At 68.5% G+C, this 441-nt stretch carries 1 protein-coding gene; it reads left to right on the top strand.

Translation table 11 applies throughout. The annotated features are described in order from the left end of the window. Positions 1-62: 62 nt before the first annotated feature. Positions 63-441: FAD-dependent oxidoreductase (locus J7U37_RS24925; RefSeq protein WP_247637502.1), on the top strand; the 379-nt coding region annotated here is incomplete at its 3' end.

Genomic DNA, 441 nt, shown 5'->3' with positions numbered 1-441 from the left:
GCCTGCCGCCGCTCAAGCATGGGCTCGCCCGGCAGATGATGTTCGGGCAGCGAGGCTAACGGATGGCGTGTGCCGAGGTAGGCGCTGCAGGCGACCGCCAGCAGATCACCGTGGTGGGCGCCGGCATTGTCGGCACGGCGTGCGCACTGCAATTGCAACGGGATGGCCACCAGGTCACGCTGCTCGATCAGGCCGGCATTGGCGAAGGCTGCTCGTTCGGCAACGCCGGCTGCCTGAGCGTGGCGTCGGTCGTGCCGATGGCGCTACCGGGCATGCTGAAGCAGGTGCCCAAATGGCTGGCCGATCCAATGGGCCCGCTGACGGTACGTTGGCACTATCTGCCGCGCGCGCTGCCCTGGCTGCTGCAATGGGTGTTTGCGGGCAACGAGACGCAGGCCCGTGCGACGGCGCAGCCGCTGGCGAGTCTCTTCAGCGCGACCT

This window comes from Methylobacterium sp. 37f, assembly GCF_023093475.1.
In the GTDB taxonomy this organism is placed as follows: domain Bacteria; phylum Pseudomonadota; class Alphaproteobacteria; order Rhizobiales; family Beijerinckiaceae; genus Methylobacterium.
This window is presented reverse-complemented; position numbering and strand designations above follow the sequence as displayed.